We start from the raw sequence: 16,548 nt of genomic DNA, 5'->3' as shown, positions 1-16,548 counted from the left end.
GGGCTATGCAAAGCGATCAACAAAAGCGCATTCTTGGCTACTTCATTGAGGAGGCACAGGAACACCTGACCACCATTGAAGACAGTTTGATGAATCTCCAGCAGGTGGTCAATGACCCCGAGGCAATAAGTGAAATGTTTCGGGCAGCCCACTCCGTCAAAGGGGGGGCGGCCATGCTCGGACTCCACAGCATTCAGCACACCGCCCACAAGCTAGAGGATTACTTCAAAATTCTGCGGGAACACCCCGTAACGGTGGATGAAACCCTAGAGCAACTCTTTTTGCAAGCCTTTGATGCGCTGCGGGAACTCCTCGATGAATTGCAAGGCCCCTTTGGTTTGACGGAGGAGACAGCAACGGCAACGCTGAATCGGGTGGAGCCAGTCTTTAATCAACTGCAAGCCCACTTGAGCCACCTGACCCAAGGAACAGAGGCGGCTCCCCCTGTGACTGTGCCTTCTCCCCCTGTGGCTGAACCCGTTAAGCCGCCGGTACAACCCGTTGCCGATTCCAGCTACCGCTTAGTCTTTCAAACGGAGGTGCCCGATCGCCTGCGGGCAATGTTGCAACTCTTTAAGCAGCCCGATTCGCCCCAAGTGCGGCAAGAATTGGCCGAAGCCTGTTCTAATTTGGGTCAATTGGGGGAAACCTTTGCCCTGCCCCAGTGGGTTGAATTGCTGGCGATCGCTCAACAGGCGGTCAGTAACACAGCTCAGCCCCTCACGGCTTTGGCACCCGTGGTGATCAAAGAGATTATGGCGGCTCGCGACTTGGTGCTCAATGGTAAAGGCAGTGCGATTCGTCCCAGTGACAGTTTATTGATGCTTCAGCCTTCTGTGATTGAGGAAGCGCCGGCTGTTGTTCCAGAAGAGCCAGAGCCTGCGGTCTTAGAATCAGCTCCCGTGACCCTTGAGGAACCACCGCAATCCCCTGAAATGGCCTCTGAGGTTGCTCCGCTAGAGGTGAGTGCGCCTGAAGAAGAGATTTCCGAGCCAATGGAGCCAATGAGCAGCGGTGGCGATGGTGTCACTGTTTTTGGCGAGGAGAGTGGGGCTGATTTCCAAGAATTGAGTGACATTTTTAGTGATGCCACGGCACTGCCGACGGACTGGCTGGAGGACACCCTTGAGGAGGATTTGGCCAGTTTAGGGCTGGGGGGTGAAGCGGCCTTTGATGAGGAGATTTCCGACTTTTTGAACATGACCGCTGCTGAGGAGTTGCCTGAGGCAGAACCTAGCCTTGATGCCATCCTCGATGAAATTGAAGGACTCTCTAGTGAGTTGGTCGCCGCGGAGGTGGAGGAAGCATCCCTCGATGACCTCACGCCGCCAGCGATCGCCGAAAGTATGGTTGAGGCCCTTGAGGCGCCCTTGACACTTGACAGTCCTGCTGAGGAGAGTGCAGCCGCAGAACCCGCCGAACTCGCTCTGGATGCATTCCTTGAACAATTCACTGAGGAAGCCCCCTCAGAGATGGCCGCTCTTGATGAGGCAGTTGCTTCCCTAGAAGACTTTTTGGGTGAGGTGGAAAACACTGAGGCTCGCGATCTGCTTCCCCTAGAAGAGGACTTTGAGAGCCCTACTCTCAGTCATGTCGCTGAGGATGTGGCTGAGTTCCTCGAAGAGGTGCCGGGTCTCAACGATGTCCTAGAAAACTTGGTCGTAGATAACGCGGCGGAAGAACCCCTCGCGGAATTTATTGCCCCGCCAAGCACTGATGATCCTTGGGCAGAAACGCTATCCGATGCGCCGGCGATCGCTGAGCCAAGTACACCTGAAGTCACAGCGGCAAATATCGCTGCATCCGAACCACTAGTAGAGGAGGTTACACCCGCTCCTGAGACTGTTAGCATTGCCGAGCTAGAATCCCTCATGGAAGAGTCCCTAATCTCTCCTGAGGCTGCGACCGTTACTGAATCTGAAGCACTGGCAGAGGAATCTCTTGCCTCGCTTGAAGCTGCGGGCATGACGGCGCCCGAAGTGCTGGTGGAAGAATCCATCCCCTCCCCTGAAGCTGCCAGCATGGCTGAACTGGAAGCACTGGTGAATGATGCCACTGTGCCTGCTAGCCGCGAAAGCGTCCTAGAGGAATTGGAGGGGCTGATTGAGCACAGTACAACCAGTACAACCCCACCCGAGGCTGCCACGTTCAACGAATTGGATCAGCTTTTAGAGGCGGCGGCACCACCTCCATCAGCCTTTGAGGATCTCGAGCAACTCTTGGGGCAAGCCACCCCTGCGGTACCCACGCCAGCACCGACCACCACTGATGATAGTTTTGCCGATTTAGAGAAATTAATTCCCCAACCCGCAGGGAGTAGTGCCAAGGCGGCCACTCCTCGACGAACAGGGGCAGGGGCAAAAGGTGGCTCCTTGGTGGAACAAACCATGCGCGTACCAGTGCGCCACCTCGACACCCTGAGTAACCTCGTTGGGGAGTTGGTGGTTAACCGCAATAGCCTCGAAGACACCCAAGAACGCCTGCGGCAGTTTCTTGATAACCTGCTCTACCAAGTCCAACAACTCGGGGATGTCAGCCAACAGATGCAAGACCTCTACGAGCGATCGCTCCTTGAAAGTTCACTGTTGGGCGTAACGACAGCACGGGCAGCCAATGGCCAAGGGGAACGGGGAACCCACGCCACGGGGGTCGAGTTTGATGCCTTGGAAATGGATCGCTTTACCGGCTTCCACACCCTCTCTCAGGAGGTGATTGAGCGGATCGTGCGGGTGCGGGAGGCGGCAGATGATATCCAGTACGTGATTGATGAAGTGGAGCAGGTGGCACGGCAATTTCGTCAAGTCACCACCCAAGTCCAAGAGGGGTTGAGCCGCTCACGAATGGTGCCCTTCCGCGAAATGTCTTCCCGCTTACCGGGAGCGGTGCGCCGCGTTGCCACCACCATTGGCAAGCAGGTGGAACTCAAAATTGAAGGGGAGGATACGCTCATTGACAAGGGTATCCTTGAAAAGCTCTTTGACCCCATGACCCACCTGATCAATAACGCCGTCTATCACGGCATTGAACCGCCGCAGGTCAGGCGGCAATTGGGCAAACCCGAAAAAGGCCTGATTCGGGTGCGGGCTTTTTACCAAGGGAGTCAAGCGATTATCTCTGTCAGTGACGATGGGGCGGGGATTGACCCAGAACGGGTGAAACGCAAAGCAATTGAGAAGGGTCTCCTGAAGGAGGCCGATGCCCCTAATCTGTCGCGCCAAGAGGTGTATGCCTTCCTCTTCCAATCGGGCTTTAGCACCAAAGATCAAGCGGATGCCCTTGCCGGTCGCGGTGTGGGTATGGATGTGGTGCGCAAGAATCTTGAGGATATTCGCGGCACAATTAACATTGACTCGACGGTGGGCAAAGGCACCACATTTACGATCCGCTTGCCACTGACCCTGAGCATTACCAAAGCCCTCTGCTGCATTGATAACCACTGCCGCATTGCCTTCCCCATTGACGGTGTGGAGGATATGCTGGATATTCCCCAAGAGCGCATCCAAACCCTAGAAGATGGTCAGCGCGTCCTCTCTTGGCACGATCGCCTGCTGCCAGTGCGTAAACTTGGGGATTTGCTCAAGTACAGCCGCAACATCAGCCGCAGCAATGTCTATGGCGGCAGCACCCAAGATGATGGCATGGTCTCGATTGTCGTGCTGCGCAGTGGCGATGATCTCGTGGCCATGGAGGTGGATCAGGTCATTGGCGAACAGGAAATTGTGATTAAGCAGTTGTCGGGTCCTGTGCCGAAGCCAGTGGGTGTTGCTGGGGTAACTGTCCAAGGGGATGGCCGCGCAATGGCGATCGCCGACGTGCTGGAAATTATTGACCTGTCCCTAGGACGCATGGATCGCGATTGGCGTGGGTTTGGGCACACTGTCGATATTACCGAGCCAGAGGAAGCCTCTGAACCCTTGGTACTCATCATTGATGACTCGATTACGGTGCGGGAGTTGCTCTCAATGACCTTTACGCGGGCGGGCTACCGCGTCGAGCAGGCACGGGATGGTCAAGATGCGTGGGAAAAACTGCGCTCTGGTCTGCCCTGTGACTTGGTCTTCTGCGACATTGAGATGCCCCGCATGGATGGCTTGGAGTTGCTCTCGCGGATTCAAAAGGATCCCAAACTCAACCATCTGCCGATCGCCATGCTGACCTCACGGGGCGCCGATCGCCACCGCAAGATGGCTGCACAACTGGGGGCACGGGGTTACTTTACGAAGCCCTATCTAGAGGAGCAATTACTGGATGCGGCAGCGCGGCTCCTCAGGGGTGAAGTCCTTGTGCAGCAGGAGCCGACACCTACCCCATGAGTGAGCGATCGCCGGCTCTAACCGATTTTTTAGCCCAACTCCCCTTTGAACTGGATGCCTTTCAAGAAGCGGCGATCGCTGCCCTTGATGCGGGTCGCTCTGTGGTGGTCTGTGCTCCTACGGGGTCAGGTAAAACCCTCATTGGTGAGTATGCAATTCATCGTGCCCTGACGCGGCAGCAACGGGTTTTTTACACCACCCCCCTCAAGGCGCTCTCGAACCAGAAGTGGCGTGACTTTCAGCAGCAGTTTGGCGCGGAGCAAGTGGGTCTTTTGACCGGGGATGTCTCCATTAACCGCGATGCCCCGATTCTGGTGATGACGACGGAAATTTTCCGCAATATGCTCTACGGCACCCCCATTGGCGAAGTGGGCACCTCCCTTGTGGGGGTGGAAGTAGTGGTGTTGGATGAGTGCCACTACATGAACGATCGCCAGCGCGGCACCGTTTGGGAAGAATCCATCATCTACTGCCCGAAGGACATTCAACTGGTGGCTCTCTCTGCCACGATCGCCAACGGCGAGCAACTCACCGACTGGATTCAATCCGTCCACGGGGAGGCCGAACTGATCTACTCCGACTGGCGACCGATTCCACTGCACTTTTACTTTTGCAATGGCAAGGGACTCTTTCCCCTTTTGGATGGTCAGCGCAAACGGCTCAACCCTAAGCTCCACGGCCAACCCGAACAGCGGCGCCGCGGTGGCAAGCGGGACTTCTTGAGCATCCGCTATGTCGTGAGTCAGCTGCAACAGCGGGACATGCTGCCGGCAATTTACTTTATTTTTAGCCGCCGCGGCTGTGACCAGGCTGTCCAAGAGGTTTTGGGCATGAACCTGCTCACACCCCTAGAACAAGAAATGCTGGCGCAGCGGGTGGACGCATTTTTAGCGCAGCACCAAGAGATTGTGGCACCAGAAATGATTGCCCCCCTCTACCAAGGGATTGCCGCCCACCATGCGGGGGTGTTGCCAGTGGTGAAAACCTTGGTGGAAACCCTGTTTCAGGAAGGGCTGATCAAGCTGGTCTTTGCCACAGAAACCCTTGCCGCAGGGATCAATATGCCCGCGCGCACCACGGTCATTTCGACTCTCTCGAAGCGCACCGATAGCGGTCATCGCCTCTTAACCGCCTCGGAATTTCTGCAAATGGCGGGGCGAGCTGGACGGCGGGGCATGGATACGGTGGGTCATGTGGTGACCCTGCAGACTCCCTTTGAGGGTGCCCATGAAGCGGCCTTTTTGGCCACCGCTGCCCCCGATCCCTTGATCAGCCAATTTACCCCCAGCTATGGCATGGTACTAAACTTGCTCCAACGTCACACCCTCGAAGAAGCGCGGGAATTGGTGGAGCGCAGTTTTGGCCAATACTTGGCCACCTTGCAACTCACGCCCCAACGGCAGGCGATCGCCCAACTGGAAACGGAATTGCAAACCGTGCAACAGCGCCTCACGGGCATTGATCGGCAGCAACTAGCGCAGTATCAAAAGCTGCGGGAACGGCTGCGGCAGGATCAACGCCTCCTGAAAATCCTCGAACAGCAGGCGGAGCAGGAACGTGCCCAAGAACTCCTCCCTTTTATGATGGCGGTGCCGCCGGGGACGTGGCTCCATATTAAATCCCCGCTGCGGGAGCATCCCCCCTTAGCCGCCGTCCTCTGTCAGCCCGTTGCTGGTTCCGGGCAGTTGCCCCACTGGCTGTGCCTTGCGGCCGATGGTCGCTTTCGGGTCGTTGGCATTGATGACATTTTGGGGGTTTATCCCGATCGCCCCCCCTGTAGCAATCTCCCCCCGCCCCCAGAGGCGATGAAACTGCGCCTAGGGGAAAGTTATTCCTGCAACGAGACTGATCGCTACTTCGGTACTCTCCCGGATTTGCCACCCGTCTTACCCGCGCCAGAAGTGGCTGCCCAAGCCGCTAAAATCGCTGACCTCGAGGCGAAACTGAGCCAACTGCAAGGGAGTCTGCCGCAAAATGTTCATTCGCTGCTACGCCTAGTGCGTCGTGAAGAACGGCTGCAAACGGAACTGCGCGATCGCCAGCACAAGCTCCATCAACAGTCTCAACGCCACTGGGAGCAATTTCTTGCCCTCATTGCTGCACTGCAAGACTTTGGTGGCCTCAATGAGCTGACCCCCACTCCCCTTGGGGAAATGGCCGCTGCTCTGCGGGGAGAAAACGAACTTTGGTTGGCTCTAGCCTTGGCCTCTGGCGAACTCGATGACTTGCCCCCCCACCTCTTAGCCGCAGCGATCGCTGCCTTGGTCACTGAAACGCCCCGTTCCGACAGTTGGTGCAACTACCCCATTCCTAGTGAAGTAGAAGAACGCCTTGCCGCCCTTAGTCCAATTCGCCGTCGGCTGTTTCAGGTGCAGCGCCGCCATCACATCATCTTTCCCCTTTGGTACGAGTGGGATTTGATTGGCTTGGTGGAGCAGTGGGCCTTGGGCACGCCGTGGAATGAATTGTGCGCTGAAACCAATCTCGATGCCGGGGATATTGTGCGGTTGCTACGGCGTACCCTCGATTTTCTTTCCCAGATTCCCCATGCGCCCCACACCAGTCCCCAACTGCGCCAAAGTGCCCAGCAGGCACGCTATCTTCTCGATCGCTTCCCCGTGAATGACTTGCTAGAAGGGCTGGAGCTAGAGGCGGCAACGGTATAGTTTGATTCCTCAAGGGAATGGCTCAGGCGGGATTTGAACCTGCGACCTTGGGCTTATGAGTCCCCTGCTCTAACCACTGAGCTACTGAGCCGAAATTTTTGCACAATTTTCATTATAACGCGAATGTCCCAAAACTCAAGGCTCGGCGCGCAGATTCAAGTCGAGTTCACCGTACAATAAAGAGTGGATCCATTAGAGGAAAGATAGGCGTTGACCAAAGCAGAACGCACGGCTCTTGACAACAAGCTATCACAGCGATTTATTCATCTTGATCCGGCAGGGTATTTCATTATCTACATTGACCCTGAGCAAGAACTGATCTGGATGAAACACTATGCCAATGACATCAATGAGAAGGGCTTAGCGGTGGATCCCGATACCGGGGAACCCATTCCCACCAAAGGGAAAGTAACGCGGGAACCAGATCTGGTACTCAGCGGTCGAACAGCCAAGGAGTTATGTATTGAACTCTTTGAAAAGGATCGCCAACTGGTGACGATGTTTGACCATGCGGCCTATCTCGGTCGTGAATTGATGCGGGCACAGTTTTGTTTGGATGAAGGGCTTGAGTATATCCAAGATTAGACAACACTGGCGCTGGGGGGTAGGGGCAGTTCTTTTGATGCTCTGTGCCCTAGTGGGTACAGCCCTAGCAGCGATCGCCACCCCAGACTTGAGCGGTACCGTTGATGTTTTGCCCTTGAATGCCCAGTTGGGAGCGCAAATCTATCTGCGGCGCTGTGGCAGTTGTCACCTCGCAGTACCCCCGGAAACATTGCCCACTCAGGCATGGCAGGTACTGATTCAAGATACTAATCACTACGGCGCAACTCTCGAACCCATTCCCCGCCCAGAGTTGGTTCCCCTGTGGAACTATTTGCGCACCTATTCTCGACCCCTGCCTAACGATGCCCAAATTCCCTTTCGCGTTGGGCGATCGCCCTTCTTTCGCATCCTCCATCCCCGTGTTGCGGTGCCGCAGCCAGTCACCCTCGATGGTTGTGCCCAATGTCATCCCAAGGCCACCCTCTTTAACTTTCGTGAGCTAAGTCCGCAATGGCAGGATTCCCCCTAGAATGTTTAGGGATGGCGAATTTTCCACCGCCCCATGTCTTCTAGCTCCTCCAATCGCTACTCTCCGCGTGTTCAACGCATGATCATGCGCCGTCGCTGGCTACAGCAGGAGTGGTGGACGGTTGTGGCACTCCTCCTCTGGGGACTGTTGTTTCTCCGATATTGGTTGCAGGGGCGACTGGGATTATTGATTCACCCCAACTACTTTGGACTGGCGATCGCCGCTGGGTTTCTTTTAGTTGCTGTGAGTGGTTGGCAAGGGTGGCGATTGTGGCGGGGTCAGGTGACGCCTGTGCAGCATGTTGCGCTCTTACCAGCTCGTTGGACGCTCAGTATCCTGATTTTTGCGGCAGTCGTGGGGTTGGTGATTACGCCCCGTCCTTTCAATAGTGCAACGGCCATTCATCGCGGTCTCGAGGATGGTTTGACAGTGACCCGCAATAGTCCCGTGGCCTTTCGCCTCAATCAACAGCCTGAGGAACGTACGCTCATTGACTGGATTCGCACCCTTGATGTCTATCCCGAACCCGATGCCTATAGGGGGTTGCCCGCTCGCATTGAGGGATTTGCTGTCCACAGTCCCCAACTGCCAGAGACTTATCTCACCCTCACCCGTTTTGTCATTACCTGTTGTGCAGCGGATGCCTATCCTGTGGGACTGCCAGTAAAACTGGGGCGATCGCGCCAAGCCTATCCCCAAGATCAGTGGTTTCGCGTTGAAGGTCGGATGACCACAGAAACCCTCAACGACCGTCGCCAATTGGTATTGGTTGCTGAGACGATAGCGCCGATTCCTGAGCCTGAAAATCCCTTTATGTACTAAGGCAATGCTGTTTCACTTGATTCACACTCCCTACTGGATTGTCTTGGGCATGGGGGTCTTGCTCTTTTTGACGGTGATCTTTGGTGATGTGGGCGATGAAGAGGTCGAGCTAGAGGGAGATGCCGATCCCTTGGAAGTGGAAGTCGAACTAGAGGAGGGGATCTCATTTCTGACAATTTTGCACTGGTTGGGGGTGGGGAGAGCGCCCCTCATTCTCTTGCTCGCCTTGGACTTTAGCCTTTTGGGCGTGCTGGGCTGGTTTTTTAATGTTCTCTTTTACACACTGAGTGGCAGTTGGCCGGGGGGAGTGTGGTCAGGGGTGATTGCGATCGCGGCACTACTCTTGGCGCTAACCATTGGCAGCCTTTGCTCGCGGCCTTTGGGGCAAATTTTTGCGCAGTTTAGTGAAGATACCAGTCGCGATCGCCTGCTGGGGTGCAGTGGCCACGTCAGTTCTGCCCATATTCCCCACAGTGGTACTGGTATTGGCCAAGTGAGTGTTTTGGATGCCAATCGCAATCGACTGATTCTGCCGGCAGTGCTGCCCCCTTGGGCAACGGTCACCCCCCAGCATGGTCAGGAAATTTTAATTATCGATCGCCAAGAGAATGAATACATTGTCGTGGCTAAAGATAGCTTGGATGAGGCCACATGGTTACGCCAGCAGCGGCAATCTCAGATTAAAGATAGCGAAGAGTCTTAGGGCATTTTTGATGGGCGGTGAGGGACTCGAACCCCCGACAGCCTCGGTGTAAACGAGATACTCTACCAACTGAGTTAACCGCCCAAGTTCCAGAGTATCTATCATAGCAAAGGTATAGCCCGTTTCTAAAATCACGGTACACAAAGGGGATAGAAGCCTGTCTTACAGAAGTTTGAACCTTTCAAGCCCGTTCAATCCCCGTGAAAAGCGCTGTACGTCAACATGAGTCATCTCTTGCGAAGAAAATCCGCTAGGATCAACGTGTCGAGACGTGCAAGGAACGCCCTATGGGAGCAGCAACGGCAGCCAGTGGTCAACGGTTACGGAATTTTGTGATTGCTGTTGTCGCCATTCTCATTAGTCTTGCCCTATTGGCGGGTTTACGCAGTAGCAATCAACCTCTCACCCTCGCCGAGCAAGCCCAGCACGCCACCCCTTGGGAAGAGGCTCAAGTTAATGGCAAGCCGACACTTTTGGAGTTTTATGCCAACTGGTGTAGCACCTGTCGTTCGATGGCCAAGGATTTGGGGGAATTAAAGGCGCAATATCGCGATCGCCTGAACTTCGTCATGCTGAATGTGGACAACACCAAGTGGCTACCGGAAATTGAGCAATTTAATGTGGATGGCATTCCCCACTTTGTCTTTCTGAATCGGCAATTGGAACCCCAAGCAGTGGCGATCGGCCTCCAACCCAAGGAAGTGATGGCTAAAAACTTAGAAGCCCTTAGTCGTGATCTCCCGCTCCCCTATGGTCAATCAACGGGTGAAGTGTCACAATTGGCCAATCCCCTTGCCCGTCAACGCAGTGATGATCCCCGCAGTCATGGGGGCTAAGCTGTGGAACCCCAAGATGAGGTGCGCCAACTGTATGAAGAGACCCAGGCGCGGCTGACACAGCTTTACCGTGAGTACGAGCAGATCAAAGCCACCCAAGCACGGTTGAAAGGACGTAATCAGGCAGCCCTAGATCAAGAGCGCGATCGCCTCGTCCAAGAACTGCGGCAACTAGAGGTAGAGTTTGGCCTCACGCTCCTATTTCATTTAGGCGAGGCAGCGCGGGAACACTGGCAGGAAATTCTGGCTGAAGAAAACTTTTGGCAGTTTGTGCGCTTTGCCGGTTTGGGGTTTGTTCTAGGTATCCTCGTTAAGACTCTGACGGGTTAGAGCACTGGCCAAGGTTCAAGGCCGTTTGCCAGAGTCCGGGTCGCGAATTGGGAATTGGCATCGCACCAACGGTTTTCGCATAAAAAGCCTCTGAGGAAACCCAGCCAATCACGGCATAGGCATAGCCGGCCGCTCGCATCTGAGCCAAGGTTAACTGCAACAGCAGGCGACCAACCCCCCGCCCTCGATGGGGTTCTGCCACAGCCATTGGCCCAAAGAGTCCCAAGGCGGCTGCATCATAGCAGGCAAAGCCGAGAAGTTCGCCGTTTTGAACCGCAATCAGTCCCCGTGGCGGGCGCTGACTCAAGGCAAGAGCCACTTCACTGCGCCAACCGGCACTAAAGCGATCGCCCACCCACTGGATAATCCAAGCCACTTCTGACCCCAAAGGCTGCCGGTAGTGAATCCCCTGCTGTTGATGCGCCATCACGGCGGGCCAGTCTACTGCGAGATCGTAGAGCTTGACCAGCATATCGGTCATGGGCTGTTTTCCTGTCTTTCCTAGCGGCTCAGACTGACAAGTGGACGTTGGAGTGCTTGCATCAACTCGTCAAACTGATCGGGGGTGAGGGATTGGGCACCATCGGAGAGCGCCTTGGCTGGATTGGGGTGTACCTCAATCATGAGGGCATCGGCGCCTGCGGCTACAGCGGCTTTGGCCATGGCAGGTACAAATTCTGCCCAGCCGGTGCCATGACTGGGGTCAATCATAATCGGCAGATGGGTGAGCTTGCGCAGTACCGGAATTGCTGCCAAGTCGAGGGTGTTACGGGTATATTCGCGGTCAAAGGTGCGAATGCCCCGTTCACAAAGAATCACATTGGGGTTTCCTGCCGCCAAAATGTACTCCGCAGCCATCAGCCATTCCTCGATGGTGGCAGACATCCCCCGTTTCAGGAGCACGGGTTTGCGTTGGGCACCCACACGCTTGAGAAGCGAAAAGTTTTGCATGTTACGGGCACCAATTTGCAGCACATCGGCCACTTCGGCAATTTTGTCTAGATCTGCTGCGTCCATGACTTCGGTAATGATACCCAAGCCCGTTTTTTCTTTTGCTGCTGCCAACAGATCAAGGGCACTTTCGCCATGGCCTTGGAAGGCATAGGGGGAGGTACGGGGCTTGTAGGCTCCACCGCGCAGAAACTTGGCACCTGCCGCTTTCACCCGCTGCGCCGTTTCAAGGATCATCGCTTCATTTTCAACAGAGCAAGGCCCGGCCACAACCACGACATCATGGCCTTCACCGAAAATGACCTCCCCGTTGGGTGTTGGAACCACCACTTCACTGGGTTCACCGTGGCGATACTCGCGGCTCGCTCGCTTGAAGGGCTGCTCAACCCGCAGAACGTGCTCAATCCAAGGGCTAATTTCTTGAATCCGCAGGGGATCGAGTTCCGCAGTGTCTCCGACAAGGCCAATAACGACTTTGTGCTTGCCCACAATTTTTTCGGGGGTCAATCCCCAAGTGCGCATCTCACTGCTGACCCGTTCAATCTCTTCACTGGGGGTGCCACTTTTTAGAACGATAATCATCCGCTTGCTGATCCCAAATTTTCGGCTTAGGGTTTGATTGTATTGTGCCAAATTGGTTCCGTTCTGCCTATGCTGCGTCGTTGTCGAGGCCTGCGGTTGGTGATTTCGCTGGCGATCGCTAGCGTGGTTGTGCTGTCCCTCTGGAATGTGATGATTGGCTCTATCCCTAGTGGCGATCGCCCCCTTGATTTGAGTCAAGCGATGTCCATTGATGATCCACAATTTGATCCGCCAACGGACGTATCGCCCTTACCCCCGCTGCCAGAGAATACCCTCATACCTCTACAACGCAGTGACGGCGCCGCCTACGAACGCCTCTTTGCCCAAGTCCGCCAAGTTCATCAACAGTGTTTATTTACTCCCCCTTGGTACGGTGTCCCCATCGACCGCACCAATTTTGGCGATCGCTACCGTACGGATGTCCGGGGTCAAGTGGTGGACAATGCACCGCTAATTGTTTTGCATGAAACTGTGGCCTCTGCCCAATCTACGCTCGATTTTTTCCAAACACCGCATCCCCGTGATGAAGATCAGGCTAGCTACCATGAATTGATTACCCTCAAGGGTTGGCTGCTGCACCTAGTACCTTGGTCTAAGCGTGCCTATGGTGCCGGCAACTCGGTTTTTAGCGATGAAACCGTGCAGACCAACCCCCGCCTTGCCCCTTCGGTGAACAATTTTGCCCTCCACTTTTCCCTAGAAACCCCTCCTGAAGGTCGCCACAATGGTTCCACACATGCTGGCTATACCGAGGCTCAGTACCGTACCTTAGCATGGCTGGTGGCGCAAACCGGCATTGATCTCCAACGGGTTACGACCCATGCGGCTGTGGATCGCTCTGGCGAGCGCATGGATCCGCGCAGCTTCGATGTGGCTAAATTTAATCGCTATTGGCAGCTCTATCGCGATCGCCCCTGTGGGGATGGTCCCCGCTAGAAATAGCGATCCAAAAACGTCTCGAGGGACTCAAAGGAGAGTTGAAAGTAGGTTTGGGCGCGCTCAATTTCACCCGCAGGGCAGAGACTTTCATAGGCCAATAGGGTTCGCAGCGTCCCTAGGCTGGCCTCGAGATCCCGATTCATCACTCCCAAAAACTGACGAGCGCCGTCAATCACGGCTAGGGGAACGGTCATGACAAAGGGACGTTTATTAAAAAAGCGACCCAAGCGATCGGCAATCTCTTGGCGAGTGAACACCTCTGGATGCGCCATGCTGAAAATGCCAATTTGGTTGGCTTGGCTAGCGCTGAGAATACAGCGAGCTAAATCTTCTGGACTGAGGAGTTGTAACCGATGCTGGGGATCCCCAAGGATGAAATAGACACCGGTTTGTTGAAAGCGCTCGGCAAGGGGAAGCAAACTGGACATGAGTGTAGGACAGCGAAAAATCGCGTAGTTGAGGCCACTGCTAATGAGCACCTGCTCGACTTCATACTTGGCTTTGAGAAAGGGAGACTGCTGGCGATCGCCCGTCACCGCTAGCGGAGAAATCAGTGTGATATGGCGCACCCCCTGTTCCTGAGCCGCCTGAATCACATCCAACGTGGCACGGTAATCAATCGCCTGAATGGCACGGCTGAGTAACTGACTACCATGGCAGCAAATCACTGCCGCCACCCCCTCCATGGCAGCCTGAATATCGCGGGGCTGTTGTAGATCACCAATGAAAATCTCCGCTCCCCATTCCTTGAGGAGATCGTATTGGCTCGTTAGGCGCACAAAAGCTCGTACCGGCAGCCCCAAGGTGATACAGCGGCGCACCACCCGCAAACCCAATTGTCCTGTGGCACCCGTGACCAGATACATGAAGTGTCACTATCTAAGGGATTCTTGTCTCAGCGTGCCCTAGGGGGAGTCACAATGCAAGAGTTTTGAATTACTATTATGATAATTTTAGTTTCATTGCTTTGCTTTGGTTGAGTTTTTGTGAGTCAACTGTTTGCTTTCTACATGGATGAAAGTGGCAGCCCTAAGCCAGATCCTAAAGATGGAGCTAGTTACTTTGCTGTTGGCGGAGTACTAATCAATCATGATGATGAAAAGACTATATTCCAAATGCTCTCGGACTTTAAGAAACGCTGGGGCATTGATGAAAAAATAGCTTTGCACGGCAATGAAATTCGCAGTCGAAAGAGGAACTTTGCTTGGCTAGGTCGAAGCTCAAAAGATGAGCAAGAGAGGTTTTTGAGTGATTTGTCAGATGTGATTATTCAGTGCCCTATTATTGTTCATGGATGTGTTATTTCTCGAAAGGGCTATCTAGATCGATATCTAGAACGTTATGGTAGCAATACATGGGAAATGATGAAGAGCGCTTTCTCAATCTTGATAGAAAGAGTCGCTAAGTATGTATTGCTCCAAAATGGAAAAGTCATGATTTATTTTGAGAAAGCAGGTAAAAAAGAAGATCGTCTGATTACTCACTACTTTAAGAGTTTAAGAGATTCAGGAGCACCTTTCAATGCTGAAACTTCAAGCAAATATTCACCCCTGACACCTATCAAAATGGAGCAAGTACTTGCAGGTATAGAGGGTAAATCTAAGAGCCATCCCATAATCCAAATTGCTGATTCATGTCTGCATCCAGTCGCAAAATCCAAAGAACAACCTGAAAATCAGGCATTTCAGGCTCTACTTCGCCACAACAAGCTTGTCGATACACATTTAAGAGACGATAGTCTCCATGAGATGGGGATAAAGTACTACTGTTTTGATAATCTGCATTAAAAACAACAAAACCGCAATCCTACATTCGGTGCGGTTCTGTGCGGCAATCATACGACTACCCCTGAGCAGTGCTCTAATGACACTCTAACCACTAGGATCGAAGTAGTCAAGTATTTTCCCTGCTTTGTTGAGGAAATCTGATGGACAACCATAGAGGATAGAGAAAGAATACGTTACTCTAAGGAATACCTTTGCAAATCTTCACAAGACCTCTGCGCCGCATGACCCTTGACTTTTTTGCTGCTCAGCACCTGAGCCATGATCTGTTTGCTGCTTTGAAGCCCACGGAGGCGCTCTTCGTTGAAATTGCCAGTGAATCTAGCCAGTTTATTCGCTTCAATCGGGCACGGGTTCGGCAAATTGGCACCGTAGAAGATACGGTGGTGACCCTGCGATTGCAATCCCAGCAGCGGACGGCAAGTACCTCTTTTCCCTACACGGGGACGGCGGATCTAGCGGCTGCCCTAGAGCATTTGGCTGCATTGCGCTCAGAAACGGTGCAATTGCCAGTGGATCCCTACCTTGTGCCACCAACGGATACGGGTTCCATTCAAGACACCTACCTTGGCCGCCTACCTGACCCTGACTCAGTGGTAGAGACGATTCTGACACCCGTTCAAGACCTTGATTTTGTCGGCATTTACAGTGAAGGGACGATCGCTCGCGGCAGCTTTAACTCTGCTGGACAGGCGCACTGGTTTGCTACGGAGACATTTTGCTTGGATTATTCTCTCTTTACAGCGGCGGGCAAGGCGGTGAAAAATAGCTACGCCAGTACCCATTGGGACAACGCCACCTATCAAGCTCAAATTGAGGGCGATCGCCAGCAGTTAGCACAGTTGGAACAGCCTCCTCGTCAGTTAGCACCGGGACGCTATCGCACCTACTTTTCCCCAGCAGCCGTGGCTGAACTGGTGGGCATGCTCTCCTGGGGAGCAGTGAGTGAATCCGCCTATCGCCAAGGTGGCAGTGCCCTTGCCAAGTTACGGGAAGGGGTCACCCTATCCCCCCTTTTCAGCTTGCAAGAGGACTTTACGACGGGGACAGTCCCCCGCTTTAATGCCGATGGTGATATTGCGCCCCCTCGCTTGTCTTTGATTGAGCGCGGGCAATTGCAAACGTTGCTGATTAGTCGGCGCACCGCTCAGGAATACAATCTTGTGGCCAATGGTGCCAACCGCCAAGAAACCCTACGATCGCCCCTTGTACTGCCGGGTACTCTGCCAGAGCAAGATGTGCTTGCTGCCCTAGAGACCGGCCTCTATGTGGGCAATTTACACTACCTCAACTGGAGCGATCGCCCCAATGGACGCATGACCGGCATGACCCGCTACGCCTGCTTTTGGGTAGAGCAGGGCAAAATCGTTGCCCCCATTACAGACTTACGCTTTGATGACAGTCTCTATGAATTTTGGGGAGACAACCTCGAAGCCCTGACGGACACCCCCGTTTGGATTGCCAACACCGCCACCTATGAACGCCGCTCCCTTGGGGGCATTTCTGTGCCGGGGATGCTGGTCAAGGCCTTTAACTTTACGCTCTAG

Annotated in this window: 14 protein-coding genes and 2 tRNA genes; 11 read left to right on the top strand and 5 right to left on the bottom strand. The window is 54.2% G+C overall.

The window, feature by feature from the left end; genetic code table 11:
- Positions 1–5: 5 nt before the first annotated feature.
- Together NBE99_RS03015 and NBE99_RS03010 are read left to right on the top strand one after the other, a co-directional pair.
- Entirely contained in the window at positions 6–4,313 is a 4,308-nt protein-coding gene (locus NBE99_RS03015) for a response regulator (RefSeq protein ID WP_250683030.1), read from the top strand.
- Positions 4,310–6,979, top strand: coding sequence for an RNA helicase (locus NBE99_RS03010; protein ID WP_250683029.1), 2,670 nt, complete (start codon positions 4,310–4,312; stop codon positions 6,977–6,979). The genes NBE99_RS03015 and NBE99_RS03010 overlap by 4 nt, the downstream gene beginning before the upstream one ends.
- A gap of 18 nt (positions 6,980–6,997) precedes the next feature.
- Here NBE99_RS03010 and NBE99_RS03005 read toward each other — a convergent pair.
- A tRNA-Met gene (locus NBE99_RS03005) sits at positions 6,998–7,070 on the bottom strand.
- A 119-nt stretch (positions 7,071–7,189) separates the two neighbouring features.
- Here NBE99_RS03005 and NBE99_RS03000 point away from each other — a divergent pair.
- The 4 genes from NBE99_RS03000 to NBE99_RS02985 are packed head-to-tail and all read left to right on the top strand — an operon-like array spanning position 7,190 to position 9,579.
- Positions 7,190–7,564, top strand: a complete 375-nt coding sequence (locus NBE99_RS03000) for a DUF4346 domain-containing protein (protein WP_250683028.1) — start codon at positions 7,190–7,192, stop codon at positions 7,562–7,564.
- A gap of 37 nt (positions 7,565–7,601) precedes the next feature.
- Positions 7,602–8,054, top strand: coding sequence for a diheme cytochrome c (locus tag NBE99_RS02995; protein WP_226971977.1), 453 nt, complete (start codon positions 7,602–7,604; stop codon positions 8,052–8,054).
- 33 nt (positions 8,055–8,087) lie between these two features.
- Positions 8,088–8,876, top strand: a complete 789-nt coding sequence (locus tag NBE99_RS02990; RefSeq protein ID WP_250683027.1) for a TIGR03943 family putative permease subunit — start codon at positions 8,088–8,090, stop codon at positions 8,874–8,876.
- A gap of 4 nt (positions 8,877–8,880) precedes the next feature.
- Positions 8,881–9,579 (top strand): OB-fold-containig protein, encoded by a 699-nt coding sequence (locus NBE99_RS02985; RefSeq protein ID WP_250683026.1) that lies wholly within the window; start codon positions 8,881–8,883, stop codon positions 9,577–9,579.
- 11 nt (positions 9,580–9,590) lie between these two features.
- Here NBE99_RS02985 and NBE99_RS02980 read toward each other — a convergent pair.
- Positions 9,591–9,663 (bottom strand) — tRNA-Val (locus tag NBE99_RS02980).
- A 203-nt stretch (positions 9,664–9,866) separates the two neighbouring features.
- Between NBE99_RS02980 and NBE99_RS02975 the strand changes: the two genes are divergently transcribed.
- A complete protein-coding gene (locus NBE99_RS02975; protein ID WP_250683025.1) occupies positions 9,867–10,415 on the top strand; it encodes a thioredoxin family protein in 549 nt (182 codons plus the stop codon).
- A 3-nt stretch (positions 10,416–10,418) separates the two neighbouring features.
- Positions 10,419–10,745 (top strand): hypothetical protein, encoded by a 327-nt coding sequence (locus NBE99_RS02970; RefSeq protein ID WP_250683024.1) that lies wholly within the window; start codon positions 10,419–10,421, stop codon positions 10,743–10,745.
- Here the strand turns inward: NBE99_RS02970 and NBE99_RS02965 are convergent.
- A complete protein-coding gene (locus NBE99_RS02965) occupies positions 10,726–11,226 on the bottom strand; it encodes a GNAT family N-acetyltransferase (RefSeq protein WP_250683023.1) in 501 nt (166 codons plus the stop codon). The two genes, NBE99_RS02970 and NBE99_RS02965, sit on opposite strands and share 20 nt — an antisense overlap.
- 20 nt (positions 11,227–11,246) lie before the next feature.
- Complete coding sequence (gene aroF, locus NBE99_RS02960; RefSeq protein ID WP_250683022.1) at positions 11,247–12,278, bottom strand: 3-deoxy-7-phosphoheptulonate synthase; 1,032 nt, start codon at positions 12,276–12,278, stop codon at positions 11,247–11,249.
- Between the two features lie 69 nt (positions 12,279–12,347).
- Here aroF and NBE99_RS02955 point away from each other — a divergent pair, with 69 nt between their 5' ends.
- The gene (locus tag NBE99_RS02955; protein WP_250683021.1) at positions 12,348–13,214 is read left to right on the top strand and encodes a peptidoglycan recognition family protein; all 867 of its coding nucleotides are present in this window, start codon (positions 12,348–12,350) and stop codon (positions 13,212–13,214) included.
- On the opposite strand, the gene NBE99_RS02950 is transcribed toward NBE99_RS02955, so the two are convergent.
- Positions 13,211–14,083 carry an SDR family oxidoreductase gene (locus NBE99_RS02950; RefSeq protein ID WP_250683020.1) on the bottom strand — a complete coding sequence of 291 codons (873 nt, stop codon included), beginning with the start codon at positions 14,081–14,083 and terminating at the stop codon, positions 13,211–13,213. The genes NBE99_RS02955 and NBE99_RS02950 overlap by 4 nt on opposite strands.
- Positions 14,084–14,203: 120 nt before the next feature.
- Between NBE99_RS02950 and NBE99_RS02945 the strand changes: the two genes are divergently transcribed.
- Both NBE99_RS02945 and NBE99_RS02940 read left to right on the top strand, forming a co-directional pair.
- Complete coding sequence (locus tag NBE99_RS02945; protein ID WP_250683019.1) at positions 14,204–15,004, top strand: DUF3800 domain-containing protein; 801 nt, start codon at positions 14,204–14,206, stop codon at positions 15,002–15,004.
- Positions 15,005–15,225: 221 nt separating this feature from the next.
- Positions 15,226–16,548, top strand: coding sequence for a TldD/PmbA family protein (locus tag NBE99_RS02940; protein ID WP_399371033.1), 1,323 nt, complete (start codon positions 15,226–15,228; stop codon positions 16,546–16,548).

This window comes from Thermosynechococcus sp. HN-54, assembly GCF_023650955.1.
In the GTDB taxonomy this organism is placed as follows: Bacteria; Cyanobacteriota; Cyanobacteriia; order Thermosynechococcales; family Thermosynechococcaceae; genus Thermosynechococcus.
The sequence above is the reverse complement of the archived record's forward strand: the minus strand, read 5'-3'. Positions and strand labels throughout refer to the sequence as shown.